This is a genomic window from Capnocytophaga sp. oral taxon 863 str. F0517, assembly GCF_000466425.1.
GTDB lineage: Bacteria > Bacteroidota > Bacteroidia > Flavobacteriales > Flavobacteriaceae > Capnocytophaga.
In genome coordinates this window covers 38,186-52,379 of the sequence record NZ_KE992094.1, presented here as the reverse complement: position 1 = coordinate 52,379, position 14,194 = coordinate 38,186, and the positions used below count along the sequence as shown (strand labels likewise).

The following is a 14,194-nucleotide window of genomic DNA, read 5'->3' as shown; positions in this document are numbered from 1 at the left end:
GCTTGCTTTTCTCAAATATTTTTATATGCGAATTGCTTAAGCTAAGACATAATAAGGGCTGGCGTTGCGTTGCGTTGCGTTGCGTTGGACTCTTAAAGTATTCATAATTCTTAGCCTTATTAGTATCTTATTGACTGGGCAAAGATAGTAATAATTATTGAAATAGAAATACTTTTGTATGTTAATTTTTAAAACTATTCTCTATTTCTTAGCAGTCTTTTTAGCTGCGGTTTTAGTAGCTGTTTTTGCTGGGGATTTTTTGGCGGTCGTTTTCTTGGTTGCGGCTGCCTTTTGGGGCTTTTCCTTGGGGGCTAAAAGCGCCTGGGCATCGGCTAAGGCAAAGGCTTCTATATCTGTGTCTTTGCTGAGCTCTACTTTGGTTTTCCCTTTGATAAGGTGATAGCGTCCCCAGCGGGCTTTCTCTATATGGATGCCTTCTTCTGGCCATTCCTTGACTACTTTCTCGGATTCTTTCTTGAGTTTTTCCTCTATAAGAGCGGCTATATCTTCCTGAGAAAGGCTGTCAAAGTTGTACTTTTTGGTAACACTGATAAAGATGTTGTTCCACTTGATAAAGGGGCCAAAACGACCTACTCCCTTAGTAACTTCCTTGCCTTCATATTCAGCTATTGGAGCATCGGCTTTTTGCTTCTGTGCTATGACGTCCTTAGCTTCTTCAAAGCTTACTGAAAAGACATCCAAGGACTTATCCAAGGAAATAAAACTGTCTCCAAAGCGGATATAAGGGCCAAAACGCCCTATGTTGGCTTCTACTTCCTTCCCTTGGAATACTCCCAACTTACGGGGTAGTTCAAAGAGCTTCATGGCTTCTTCAAAGGTAATCGTGTCTATGGACTGGTGAGGCAAAAGGCTGGCAAAGCGGGGTTTTTCCTCATCTTCTACGGTACCTATTTGTACCATAGCACCATAGCGACCCAAGCGCACACTTACAGGCTTACCTGTGGCAGGGTCGGTACCCAAAAGGCGTTCACCGGTCTCTCTATCGGCATTTTGTTCTACATCGGTTACGGTAGGATGGAAGGTATCATAAAAACGCCCTACCATCTTTGACCAATCTTCCTTGCCGGAGGCGATGTCGTCAAACTCTTCCTCTACTTTGGCTGTGAAGTTGTAATCCACAATATTGTCAAAGTGGTTGATAAGAAAGTCATTAACGATCATTCCTATGTCGGTGGGAATGAGTTTGCCCTTATCTGCTCCTACATTCTCAGAAAGTCTCTTTTCTTTGATCTCTCCCTTGACCAAGGAGAGTTGTAGATAAGGACGGGGCTCCCCTTCTATATTACTGCGCTCTACATAGCCACGGTTCTGTATGGTGGAGATAGTGGCTGCATAGGTAGAAGGGCGACCGATGCCCAGTTCCTCTAACTTCTTAACCAAAGAGGCTTCTGTATAGCGGAAAGGAGGACGAGTGAAGCGCTGAGTAGCTGTTATATGTTTGCTCGTAAGGGACTCCCCTACTTTCATTGCGGGTAGCATGCTTTCGTCTTCCTCTTCTTCGTCGTCCTTGCCTTCGAGATAGACCTTGAGGAAGCCATCAAAGGTAATTACCTCACCACTGGCCAAGAAGGGTTCTAAGTGGGTGTTGGCATTGATTTTCACTTGGGTTCGTTCCAAGAGGGCATCACTCATCTGGGAGGCTATGGTACGCTTCCAAATGAGTTCGTATAGGCGTACTTGGTCTGCTTCTGCCCTTACAGTATGGGCAGCCATATCGGTAGGGCGGATGGCCTCGTGGGCTTCTTGGGCTCCCTTGGAGTGGGAGGTATATTGTCGGGTCTTGCTATATTGAGCTCCGTAGGCATGGGTAATCTCCTGCTGAGCTGCGGCCAGTGCCTCTGGGGAGAGGTTCACACTATCGGTACGCATATAGGTGATAAGTCCTGATTCATAAAGGCGTTGTGCCAATTGCATCGTCTTGGATACGGAGAAGTGGAGCTTACGAGAGGCTTCCTGCTGAAGGGTGGAGGTGGTAAAGGGAGGAGCGGGGGATTTTTTAGTAGGTTTGGTTTCCAAGTTGCCTACGGTGAAGGTCGCTCCTATATGCTGCTTTAGGAAGGCATAAGCGGCCTCTTGAGTAGGGAAAGACTTGTTGGTATGTGCCTTGATGAGCTTGCCTTCTTGGGTGAGGAATTCGGCAGTAACCTTGTAGGAGACTTCTGTTTTGAAATCCTGTATCTCGCGTTCACGCTCTACGATCAGGCGTACCGATACGGACTGTACACGCCCCGCCGAGAGGCCTTTGCGTATCTTCTTCCACAGCACAGGGGAAAGCTCATACCCAACCAAGCGATCCAGTACACGGCGTGCCTGCTGGGCATTGACTAAGTTATAGTCTATCCCTCTTGGGTTTTTAATAGCATGATCTATGGCTGATTTAGTAATGGAGTTGAACACAATACGCTTAGTTTTCTCCTGTGGCAATTTGAGTTCTTCAGCTAAGTGCCAGGCTATGGCCTCCCCCTCACGGTCTTCATCGGAAGCCAACCATACCGTATCCACTTTCTTTACTTCTTCCTTCAGGCTTTTTACAAGAGTTCGCTTATCGGCAGAGACTATGTACTGTGGCTTAAAACCATGCTGTACATCCACCCCTAATTCCTTATCAGGGAGGTCAGCAATGTGCCCATAACTGGACATCACCTTATAATCACTGCCCAAAAACTTCTCAATTGTCTTTGCCTTGGCAGGAGACTCTACAATTACTAAATTTTTTGCCATCTCTATTAATTGTTAATTATCAATTATTAATTGTTAATTTTTCGAGTTACTTATGTTTTATATTATTGATATTCAGTATCTCTAGTTAATTGATTTTTTGTTTTTATAGCATGATGAAACTCTTTCTTCTAAAGAGCTCAAAAGACAAAGATTAACCATTAACAATTAACCATTAATCATTATGTTGTTGTCCCATAAGCATAAGGTATGCCTTTAGGAAATCATCTAATTCACCATTCATAACCGCATCTACATTGGTAGTTTCGTAACCTGAGCGGACGTCCTTGACCAGCTTATAGGGGTGCATCACATAGTTGCGGATTTGGCTACCCCATTCTATCTTCATCTTGTTGGCCTCTATCTCGTCGCGCTTGGCTTGGCGTTTTTTGAGTTCTATCTCATAGAGCTGTGATTTAAGCAATTGGAGCGCTTTGTTCTTGTTATCCAACTGGCTGCGTGTCTCGGAGTTCTCTATGATAATGCCTGTAGGATGGTGGCGAAGACGTACAGCCGTCTCTACTTTATTGACATTCTGTCCTCCTGCCCCACTGGAGCGCATGGTTTCAAAGGAAATATCCGCAGGGTTGATCTCTATCTCTATGGTATCGTCGGCCAATGGGTATACATAGACCGAGGCAAAGGAGGTGTGTCGCTTGGCATTGCTATCAAAAGGCGAGATACGCACCAAGCGGTGTACCCCATTTTCCCCTTTGAGGTAGCCAAAGGCAAATTCGCCATCTATCTCTAGGGTCACGGTCTTCACTCCTGCCACATCACCCTCTTGGTAGTTAAGTTCCTTGACTGAAAAGCCCTGCTTGTTTGCCCACATCATATACATACGCATGAGCATAGAAGCCCAATCACAGCTTTCGGTACCTCCTGCTCCAGCGGTAATTTGCAAGACAGCACTCAGGGCATCACCTTCGTCGGAGAGCATATTGCGAAACTCAATATTTTCTATATGATAGAGTGCTTGTGCATAGAAATCCTCCACTTCCTGGGCTGAAATAGCATCCTCCTTGTAGAACTCTAACATGATTTGGAGTTCTTCCACCATTTCTACCGCTTTTTCATAATCGGTAACCCACTTCTTTTGAGATTGGATCTTTTGGACTAATAGCTGCGCCTCCTTTGGATTGTCCCAAAAGTCAGGGGCTAAGGTTTTCTCTTCTTCATTGGCAATTTCTATCTTCTTTTTGTCAATCTGGAGATACCCTTCTAAGCGGTCTACCCGCTGGCTAAGTTCCTTAAGTTGGTCTATGGTTACCATTTCCGAAAATTTCGGCAAAAGTACAATTTTTTATTTATTATTCTGTGAGATAGTGCTCTTTTTTTTCCAAAATACATCTTAATAATTGAAAATATCAAATATAACAAATTGATTTTCAATTTTTTATAATAGAAAATTTTAACATTTTACACGAAATAGTTTTAATTATTTATTGTAATTTTGTCCTTTACAGATACAGGGGCGAATGACAATTCGCCTATAATATATTGAAAGATATGGCGAAATTCATCAAGATATATCCAGAGAATCCCAATGAGCGGGAGATACAGAAGGTGGTGGAGTGCCTTCGCGAAGGTGGGGTTATCATCTACCCTACCGATACGGTGTATGGATTGGGCTGCGACATCACTCACAGCAAGGCCTTGGAGCGCATCGCTCAGCTTAAGGGGGTGAAGTTGGACAAAGCTAACTTCTCCTTCGTATGTGCAGACCTTAGCCACCTTTCGGACTATGTAAAACAGATAGATACGGCTACCTTCAAGCTCCTCAAGCGTGCCTTACCGGGTGCTTATACCTTTATATTGCCTGGGAATAACAACCTGCCTAAGGAGTTCAAAAAGAAAAAAACAGTAGGGATTCGCGTACCTGATAATACCATTGCCCGTACTTTGGTAGAGAAATTGGGCAATCCAATTGTCTCTTCCTCTATCTATGACGAAGACGAAGTGGTGGAATACACCACCGATCCTGAACTCATTTTCGAGAAATGGCAGGACAAGGTAGATATTGTCATAGATGGCGGCTATGGGGACAATGTGGCCTCCACCATTATAGACCTTTCCTCTGGGGTACCCGAGCTTGTCCGAGAGGGAAAGGGTAGCATAGAAGGACTTTTTTAACCAGCTGAAAACAAGCATTGTGCGCTATTTTATACAACTCTCCTATAATGGAAAAGATTACCATGGTTGGCAGCGACAGCCCAAGGCTCCTTCTGTACAGGAGGAGATAGAGCGTGCCCTGTCCTTATTGCTCCGCACTGAAATTGCCATCGTGGGGGCGGGCCGTACCGATACAGGCGTACATGCCAGGGACTATTATGCTCACTTTGACTATGAGACTCCCCTACCTGAAAACTTGGTGAGCAAACTCAATTCTTTTCTCCCTAAGACCATTGCTATTAAGGCCATCTTCCCAGTCAAGGACGATGCCCATGCTCGCTTTGATGCCCGCTCTCGTACCTATCAGTATTTCATTTGTACAGAGAAAGATCCCTTTGGGTATGAACAACATTATTATATTCATTATCCCCTCGACCTTGACCTAATGAACAAGGCTTGTGAGGTACTTTTGAGACATACTGATTTTCAATGTTTTTCAAAAGTCAATACCGATGTCAAGACCTATATCTGTCATCTTACAGAGGCCTATTGGCGCAAGGAAGGAGGACTGCTTATTTTTAGAATCACTGCCGACCGCTTCTTGCGCAATATGGTACGTGCCATTGTGGGCACCCTCTTAGAGGTAGGCACAGGAAAGATGACCCTGGAGGGATTGGAGCAGGTTTTGCTAAGCAAAAACCGTTCTCAGGCGGGCTACTCCGTTCCTGGGCATGCATTGTTCTTGGAAAATGTACTTTATAGTGACTAATGACCAGTGACCAGTAATTAATGACAACTAACCACGCTAACTGAATATGGAAATAGAAAAAATACACCACATTGCCATTATTTGTAGCAATTACGAGCTGTCAAAGCATTTCTATACTGAGATCTTGCCTTTTACGATACAGGCGGAGCATTATAGGGCTGAAAGAAAATCCTTTAAGTTAGATTTGTGTCTCAATGGATCATATGTCTTGGAATTGTTTTCCTTTCCCTCTCCTGCTAAGCGACCAAGCCGGCCTGAGGCTTGTGGAGGTAGGCATTTGGCTTTGGCAGTGAAAGACTTAGAGGCTTCCATCTCTTACTTAGAAAGCCAAAAGGTAGCTTGTGAAGCCATACGCCAAGATGAATATACAGGAAAGCGATTCACCTTCTTGGAAGACCCCGACGGCTTCCCTATTGAATTATACGAAATATAACCCTTTGATAACGTGATTACTAAAGAAAGTATAGACAAGGTATATGATGCTATTCGGGTGGAGGAAGTCATAGGCGACTTTATCCAACTGAAGCGTTCTGGCGCTGGCTATAAGGGGCTGAGTCCCTTTACCAATGAGCGTACGCCGAGTTTTTCCGTATCTCCTTCCAAGCAAATATGGAAGGACTTCAGTAGTGGGAAAGGAGGCAATGCCATTGCTTTCCTTATGGAACACGAACATTTTACTTATATAGAGGCTATTCGCTATCTGGCTAAAAAATATAACATAGAGCTGGAGGAAACCCAGCAGAATGAACAAGAAAAAGAAAAAGCCAATGAGCGAGAAGGGTTATACTTAGTCAGCGAGTTTGCCCGTGATTATTTTCAACAAGTCCTTTCAAACTCCGAAGAGGGCAAGGCCTTAGGACTTACTTATTTCAAGGAACGCGGCTTTACAGACGAGACGATCAAGACCTTCCAATTGGGGTACTCTCTTGACAGTTGGAGTGCCCTGACCGACGAGGCTTTGGCTAAGGGAATGAATGGTGCTTACTTAGAGAAAACAGGGCTTACTATCGTCACCGAAAAGGGGCGTAGAATAGACCGCTTCAAAGGGCGCGTGATGTTCCCTATTCTCTCCATGAGCGGACGAGTATTAGGGTTTGGCGGACGTATCCTCTCCAAGGAAAAGCAAAAGGAAGCCAAATACCTCAACTCTCCCGAAAGTGACATCTATCACAAAAGCCATATATTATACGGTATCTTTCAGGCCAAACCTTTTATTGCCAAGGAAGATAACTGTTACCTTGTTGAAGGCTATACCGATGTGATACAGCTCCACCAAAGGGGAATCAAGAATGTGGTCGCCTCCAGTGGTACAGCCCTCACCCAAGAACAGATTCGCCTGATACGTCGCCTTACGCCCAATGTCACCATCCTCTACGATGGGGATTCAGCAGGGCTAAGGGCTGCTATCCGTGGGGTAGATATGATCCTTGCCGAAGGGATGAATGTACGCATCTGTACCTTCCCCGACGGAGAAGATCCTGATAGCTTCGCCAAAGCCAATTCCTTAGAGGAAATCCAAGCTTATTTCGATGAACATACTCAGGATTTTATCCGCTTTAAGGCTTCTTTGCTGATGAAAGAAACCAAAGACGACCCTCTCAAGCGAGCCGATACTATTCGGGATATGATTGAGAGTATTTCTAAGATTTCTGACCCTATCAAAAGGGAAATCTATGTGAGGGAGTGTGCCAAGATTATGGAAATATCAGAGGAAGTACTCTTTGCCTCTCTTGCCCAAATGAATCAGCAACAAGTCCTCAAGGCACAGCAAGAACTCAAAAAAGCCCAGAAGGAAACTCCTATGGCGGCCGTAAAAACGCCCGATAGGATCCCTCCTATCGTTTATTTAGAAAAAGACCTGATCAAGTACCTAATCCTATATGGGGCGAAAGAATGTACTTTCGAAGACAAATACCTTTATTATGATCCTGAAACAGGCGAGGAAAAAACTCAAGAAGTCTCCCAAAGGGTAAAGGTATTCGAGAAATTATTCCTTGAACTCCAAGCCGATGAGATAGAACTCTCTACCTTAGAGTTCAAGGAAATATATACTTTTTTCATAGACAAATACCAAGCTGGATTGGAAGATATTTCTCTTATTATCAACGAGCTACCTGTCTCCATGGCAGCCATTATTGCTTCCTTTCAAGCTCAAGAGGAGCAAATCCGCCTACATAATTGGAGCAAAAAAGGCGTAGAGGTCAAGCCTAAAGAAGAAGATCTTCCTTACGCGATCAATGGTATTATCCTTAACCTACGCAAATTGCTTATAGACAAAAAGATAGAAGAACTTCGCCAGGAAATAACCACCCTAGAGGATGAAGGGGAGGATTCCTCTTGGGCTTTCCAAGAGGTAATGGACTACAATGTATTGAAAAGCACCATCTCTCGCCGCTTGGGTGCTACTTAGTTATCCCTTATAGTGCGCTATGGCTTCTAAGATCATCTCACAAGCCTTTTCGATTTCTTCCTTGCTAATGGTCAGTGGTGGAGAGATTCTTACTGCTCTAAGTTCAAAAAGCAACCAAAAAAAGATATATCCTCTTTGGTGAGCATAGAGAATCACATGGTTGGCCAAGTCCTCGCTTTCCATGATAGCTGCTAGCATGAGTCCTTTCCCATTGACTGATTTTATCTTAGGGTGCTTTAGGAGTTTGCGGAAAAGCTGTTCTTTCTCAAGGGTCTCCTGCATAAGCGAAGTGGTAAGTAGCTCATCGAGAGTTGCCAATGAAGCGGCTGCCACCACTGGGTTTCCTCCAAAGGTAGTGATATGGGACATTTTAGGCTTATCAGCCAAAAGATGCATCAGCTCATAGGAAGCCACAAAGGCACCACAGGGCAGTCCGCTAGCCATTCCTTTGCCAATGGCGATAATATCGGGTACTACATGATAGTTCTGAAAGCCAAAGAGCTTTCCGGTACGGCCAAATCCTGGTTGTATCTCATCCAAGATAAGTAGGGCACCCACCTCTTGGCAGCGTTGTTTTACCTTTGCCAAATAATCATTCTCTGGGGTGATGAAGCCTGCACCTCCCTGAATCGTTTCCAAAACCACTCCAGCAGTTCGGGTAGTGATTTTCTCCAACTCTGCCTCATTGTTGAATTCGATCCAAGCCACATCGGGTAGTAATGGACGAAATGGTTGCTTGCGCAGCTCATAGTCCATGATACTAAGCGAACCTTGGGTATTGCCATGGTAGGCCTTGCGAGCTGCAATTATCTGGGAGCGGCCTGTAGCACGCTTAGCCAGCTTGATACTTCCCTCTATGGCCTCCGTACCCGAATTGACTAAATAAGTGGTTTGCAAAGGTGCAGGTAGGTTCTCTGCCAGTCGCTTACAATAGGCTACCGCAGGCGATTGGGCATATTCTCCGTATACCATTACGTGCATATACTTTGCAGCTTGCTCTTGTATGGCTTTGACTACTTTAGGATGGCAATGCCCTAAGGTACAAGCCGATACCCCAGCTACCAAATCCAAATAGGCTTTCCCTTGTATATCATAGATATAAGACCCTTCTGCACGAGCCACCTCCAAGCCTAAAGGATATAAAGAGGTTGGGGCCTGATACTGTAAAAAATCTTCTTTCATTTTATAAGGTTCCTTTCATTTTTTTAATTCTAAGGAGAATATTCCCTTGTAAGAGGTATTTCATATATTCGGATCGGAGAATTTCATAAGCTCCCAAGCTTTCCAAATGTTCGTTATATACTTGGCAGTCCAGCAGCAAATACTTTTTCTGCTTGAGGTCTTCCAAAAGAGTGTAAAAGGCCACTTTGCTCGCATTTGATACTTTAGAAAACATACTCTCCCCACAGAAAATGCCATTACCTATGTCCACACCATAGAGGCCTCCTACCAATTTTTTATTTTGCCAAACTTCTACCGAGTGTGCCAAACCCATTTCATACAATTGCGTATATGCCTGTACAATCTCATCACTAATCCAAGTGCCTAATTGGTCTTTTCGGTAAATATCTTTACAGGTGGTTATTACCTGATGGAAATCTTTGTCAAATGTTACTGTAAATAGCTTTCTATTGAAGATATTGCGCATACTCTTATGCATCTTATAGTGTTGTGGGATTACTACCATACGCTTCTTAGGTGCCCACCAAAGTATAGGTTCATCCTCATTATACCAAGGAAAGATGCCACTTTTGTAGGCCAGTATAAGTCGGGGTATGGAGAGGTCTCCTCCTATGGCTAGAATTCCGGTTTTGTCGGCCTGCTCTACAGGAGGAAAATAGAGATTTTTGGTCAATATGTACATTGATTATAAGAGATTTTGAGGTGTAAAAGTCTTTGTAAAGAAATATTTCTACTTAAAGAAATACCATATGATACCTAAGCGAATTTTCCAGTCGCGATAAGGTTGGGATGGAGCTGCATAGTAATTATACTTACCGAGTAAGGCCTCAAGGTGCTCTACTGTAAAGAAGATACGCATGGTTCTTACTTTGGCATTGACAAAGAAGTCTGTTACTGAATAGTTCCCTATCTTTTCATCTGTTTGTACTTGAAAATCTGCCAACAGCGGATTGTACTCATTGGCATAATAGTTGGTAAAGTACTTAAAGGTAAGTCCTGTCTGCAAATACATTGCCTTTTGGAACATATGAGAGCTGAAATAGAGTGTATTTCGAGTAGTAAAGGCGGGTACACTGAAGATATGTTGCCCTTCTTGAAGTACTTGCTGATACATCAGGGTGTTATCCAGCCCCCAGTTACCTATTCGGAATTCCTTCTCTGCTATGAGTTTCAGGTATTGTATATTCCCGCCGTACTGATGGGGTTTGGGTTGTTTTTTGGTTCCATTAATATTGGTTTTAAGTTCAAAATAGGTATAATTGTTAATATTCGTAATATCCAATGATAAGTTCCCCCATTGGGTATAGAGCCCTCCGTAGATAGTTTGTATATTTTCCTTAGAAAAATCATCAAAGTGATACCAATTATAATTCTTATAATCACTTTGATAGAGCAAAAAGTTAAAGTTTGGCAACTTGGAGGTGATATTAATCCCTGCAAAGAGCTTATTTTGTTCATCGAAGTTATAGGAAAGATCTCCCTGGAGCTTGGTGCCTAATATCTTTCCTAATAGCATCTGTTCTCCTTCGGCTTTGATGAGGAATCCTCTATAGTCTTTCTTCCATTGTAGTCCTAAGCCATAGTCGGTTCCTTTGATCTGATGTGGAATAAAATTCCCTTGTTCGTCCACGAAAATCCCTTTAGCAAAATAGTTATAGAAATAACTCTTCCCGTATACAAAAGTCTTTCCTAAGTAAGGCAAGGTAAGCGCTGCCCCCAGCTTATTGGTAAGCGCCCGCAAAGAGAGCCTATCATGGAGATTACTTTGGGTAAAGCTCTCTCCTAAAAAGCTATTTGGGGCTACTGCCTTTTGATTATAATAGTAATTTTCACTTTGGTACGTTAGCTGATGCTTCAGCATTATTTCTGTATCTCCACCTTGCGAGGGGCTAAGGAAATTATATTGTTGTTGAATGAAATAACGCTTTAGGTTTTCTTCAGACGTAACATCCGAAAGGACTATGTCCAGTCGCGCTCGATTGCTGAACTGTTTATCTCCTCCATAGAACTGGTCTGGGTACAGAAGTCCCCCATTCTCTTGCCGTTCTATCTCCTCATTTGCGTAATGCCCCATTGCCAAATACTTACCATTCTTTGACAAATAAGAAAACCCTGCAAAGAAGTTTCCTATAGAAGAGAGTATATTCTTATAATCTCCCAAGGAACGTAAGGCATTATAGCGTATAAAAAAGTTAAATTCATTCGAGAGGTTGGCCGAAAAGAAAGACTGCAATAGCTGTCCTTGAGAGAGTCCAGACTTGAATGAGAACTCCGTCATAGGGGTAGGTACCCTATAATAAAGAATGTCCTCTGCTGCGGAGAAATAGAAACTATTTCCTCGCATCCCTAGCCCTGGGGAAGGTATCGTATGTCTAAAATCATAAGCCAACGTAGTATAGGTTTGTCCCATATTTTGGAAAGGTACGTAGGCAAACATATCTTTTCTTACAGGATTTTGCCTGTACATAGCCTTTAGGGTAAGGGTCGTATCTATCGCTATAGTATCGCGAGCTATGGAAATATATTTGTAATCCCGTGAAGAAAGTGTGATACTATCTTTCTTCTTAGGTTGAGGTCTTACCGATTTGAAACGAATACTATCCTGTGCCATTGCCACTATGGATAGAGATAGGGCTATAAAGAAAAGTAGTTTTTTGAGCATACTTTTTTATTAGTTGTTAGCGGTTAGTGATAGTTACTATAGCAACTTTTTCACACTTCATTTTTCACTATTCACTTAGTTTAAAGATCTTTGGTGAAGATTCCACCATCGCAAAGGAATAATCCCTTCAAGCGCCTTTTGATAATCGCGTTCCGTACAGGGGAGCATAAAGGCGCCTTGGGAGGTTTCACTCGGGAGTATCCACCAGCGACCTGTACGGTTACTTTTATAGAACTCTATGGTAAAATCATCCAAAAGAACAATATGCTTGGTATAATTCTTATCCTCTATGGTGGGAAACTCCTTGATACGATAATTGATACCTTCTATGAAGTACCAAAGGACTTCCCCTACCAACATCTTACCTCTCTCTGAGGTGGGTGGATTGAATACCCCCAGCACCGAAGTCTGTGAGCTAAGCCCTGCATAGCGGCTTATGGTACAGATCTCCCGAGCGGTAAATCCATTAACAAAGCCCTTAGGCATATCCGTATCGGCCGCCTGTACGGAGGTCATATCTATACTCACCAGATCCGTATTGCGCAAGATAGGCTCTACCTGTTCCATATAGCTGGTGACCTCTCCCAATCGATAGCTTTCAAAAAACATTTTCTGAAGCAAATCTATTGACTCTTGAGGATTGTAATAAGTTTGATAACCTATATTAGTAAAATGGTTTAACAAGGCAGGTGCCTCCAATAGAATACGGCTCATATAGCTATCTTCAGCAAAAATCTCATGATCATCTGCAAAGCCAAAAAGGGCATTGACACAAGCGAGATTGACCATCTGTTCCATAGTATCAAAAGCTCGATAGAGCGCATAGGTATATTCCACCCCATCGGCCAAAAGGATAGGTATAATACCTTTTTTGAGCAGGTGAAGGCTCACCTCTTTGATAGCAATAAAGGTATCTTCTTGGGTTGTTCCCTCCGGAATATTCCCCAAATCGGCTATTTCAATATCCCAATTACCATAATACAGACTATAAAACCCCTCTCTGAAAGAATTTTTAAGTATATTCTCACTATTAGAGATTGAAAATAGAGCCACTTTTACTCCTTCAAGCTCCGGTAAGCCCTCCTGACGGGTGTGTTTGCGTATTTTGGCACCAATGGTCTGGGAGATATATCTCTTTTGTACAAAAAAATCTTCTATTGGATATAAAAAGTCTAACACTATTCTAAAAAATTAGGTGTCTCAAGGAAAAAACTCCTCTGATTAAATCTTGTGCAAAAATACATATTAAAAATCGTACTATAACAAAATTAGGAGAGTTTGTGAATAAGTACCCTCATTTTTATTTATATTAAAATTTATTTTTATATTTTTAAAATAAAAATTCACCTGCGAAATTTGTTTTTTATCCTGAAAAAACGTATTTTTACAGCGTAAAAACAAAGTATAATTGTCTAACATATAAACTTCAAAAACCATGAAAAACATTCTTGTACCTATTGATTTCTCTGAACATTCTAACTATGCCGTAGAAGTAGCTGTGGACTTGGCTAAGAAAAAAGCGGCTACCATTGTACTATTACATTGTGTAGAATTGCCAAGGCGATTCATTACCGAGTCTACCTCTGCCCTACCTGAAGAGCTCTTCTTTATGAAAGAAGCAAGTACTAATGTTAAGAAAATCTCAGAGGAGATCGAAAGCAAAGGGATTAGTGTAAAAACCGTAGTGGAAACGACCGCTCTTACCTATGCCGTAAAGAACTTACTCGAAGAGCAAGCCATTGACTTTATCGTTATGGGCTCCACAGGAGCTACAGGATCAAAAGAACTTTTCTTAGGCTCCAATGCAGAAAAAATAGTGCGCACTTCCTCCGTACCTGTTTTAGTTATCAAAGACAAAACGGATATTTCTCAGGTGAAAAAACTAATCTTCGCTTGCGATTTCTCACAAAAGTATATCAATGCTTTCAAGAAAGCGGTTGATTTTGCCAATAGCTTAGATGCTAAGATTGATTTCGTGTATATCAATACACCTTATCATTTTAACTCCAGTAGAGAGATTAAGGTGTTAATTGATAATTTCTCTAAGGAACATAAGGAAATACTCGCTCACAATATCCATATGTATAGTGACTTCTCTATAGAAGAAGGTATTATCCACTTTGCAGAAGACCATCAGAGTGATCTTATCTGTATGTTCCCAGCCAAGCAAAGTGCACTTATGCACATCTTCAACGGTAGTATTAGTGAGGATATTGTAAATCATTCTGAAAAACCAGTACTTACCATCAAGTTATAGTTTTCGATTTCATTTTTTTAATTTTAAGGAAATGCTTCTATGCAGTGTAGGTAACTAGCCTAC

General features: G+C 42.3%; 11 protein-coding genes. 5 read left to right on the top strand and 6 right to left on the bottom strand.

Going from position 1 to position 14,194, the window contains the following annotated elements; genetic code table 11:
• Window positions 1–201: 201 nt before the first annotated feature.
• Complete coding sequence (gene topA, locus HMPREF1551_RS02630) at window positions 202–2,742, bottom strand: type I DNA topoisomerase (protein WP_021627476.1); 2,541 nt, start codon at window positions 2,740–2,742, stop codon at window positions 202–204.
• Between the two features lie 172 nt (window positions 2,743–2,914).
• Complete coding sequence (gene prfB, locus HMPREF1551_RS02625; RefSeq protein WP_021627475.1) at window positions 2,915–4,012, bottom strand: peptide chain release factor 2; 1,098 nt, start codon at window positions 4,010–4,012, stop codon at window positions 2,915–2,917.
• Window positions 4,013–4,248: 236 nt separating this feature from the next.
• Here prfB and HMPREF1551_RS02620 point away from each other — a divergent pair, with 236 nt between their 5' ends.
• From HMPREF1551_RS02620 to dnaG, 4 genes are read left to right on the top strand one after another with little or no spacing between them, the layout of a single operon-like run.
• A complete protein-coding gene (locus HMPREF1551_RS02620) occupies window positions 4,249–4,872 on the top strand; it encodes an L-threonylcarbamoyladenylate synthase (protein ID WP_021627474.1) in 624 nt (207 codons plus the stop codon).
• A 19-nt stretch (window positions 4,873–4,891) separates the two neighbouring features.
• Complete coding sequence (gene truA / locus HMPREF1551_RS02615; protein ID WP_021627473.1) at window positions 4,892–5,620, top strand: tRNA pseudouridine(38-40) synthase TruA; 729 nt, start codon at window positions 4,892–4,894, stop codon at window positions 5,618–5,620.
• Between the two features lie 46 nt (window positions 5,621–5,666).
• Window positions 5,667–6,053, top strand: a complete 387-nt coding sequence (locus tag HMPREF1551_RS02610) for a VOC family protein (protein ID WP_021627472.1) — start codon at window positions 5,667–5,669, stop codon at window positions 6,051–6,053.
• 12 nt (window positions 6,054–6,065) lie between these two features.
• Window positions 6,066–8,030 carry a DNA primase gene (gene dnaG / locus HMPREF1551_RS02605; RefSeq protein WP_021627471.1) on the top strand — a complete coding sequence of 655 codons (1,965 nt, stop codon included), beginning with the start codon at window positions 6,066–6,068 and terminating at the stop codon, window positions 8,028–8,030.
• Here the strand turns inward: dnaG and HMPREF1551_RS02600 are convergent, their stop codons facing one another.
• The 4 genes from HMPREF1551_RS02600 to HMPREF1551_RS02585 all read right to left on the bottom strand — a co-directional run bounded on the left by HMPREF1551_RS02600 (window position 8,031) and on the right by HMPREF1551_RS02585 (window position 13,053).
• Window positions 8,031–9,212, bottom strand: coding sequence for an aspartate aminotransferase family protein (locus HMPREF1551_RS02600; RefSeq protein ID WP_021627470.1), 1,182 nt, complete (start codon window positions 9,210–9,212; stop codon window positions 8,031–8,033).
• A gap of 1 nt (window position 9,213) precedes the next feature.
• A complete protein-coding gene (gene aat, locus HMPREF1551_RS02595) occupies window positions 9,214–9,894 on the bottom strand; it encodes a leucyl/phenylalanyl-tRNA--protein transferase (protein ID WP_021627469.1) in 681 nt (226 codons plus the stop codon).
• A gap of 48 nt (window positions 9,895–9,942) precedes the next feature.
• On the bottom strand, window positions 9,943–11,874 hold the full coding sequence (locus HMPREF1551_RS02590) for a putative porin (RefSeq protein WP_021627468.1): 1,932 nt from the start codon (window positions 11,872–11,874) through the stop codon (window positions 9,943–9,945).
• A 75-nt stretch (window positions 11,875–11,949) separates the two neighbouring features.
• A complete protein-coding gene (locus HMPREF1551_RS02585) occupies window positions 11,950–13,053 on the bottom strand; it encodes a formimidoylglutamase (protein WP_021627467.1) in 1,104 nt (367 codons plus the stop codon).
• Between the two features lie 256 nt (window positions 13,054–13,309).
• Between HMPREF1551_RS02585 and HMPREF1551_RS02575 the strand changes: the two genes are divergently transcribed.
• The gene (locus tag HMPREF1551_RS02575) at window positions 13,310–14,131 is read left to right on the top strand and encodes a universal stress protein (RefSeq protein WP_021627465.1); all 822 of its coding nucleotides are present in this window, start codon (window positions 13,310–13,312) and stop codon (window positions 14,129–14,131) included.
• Window positions 14,132–14,194: the final 63 nt, after the last annotated feature.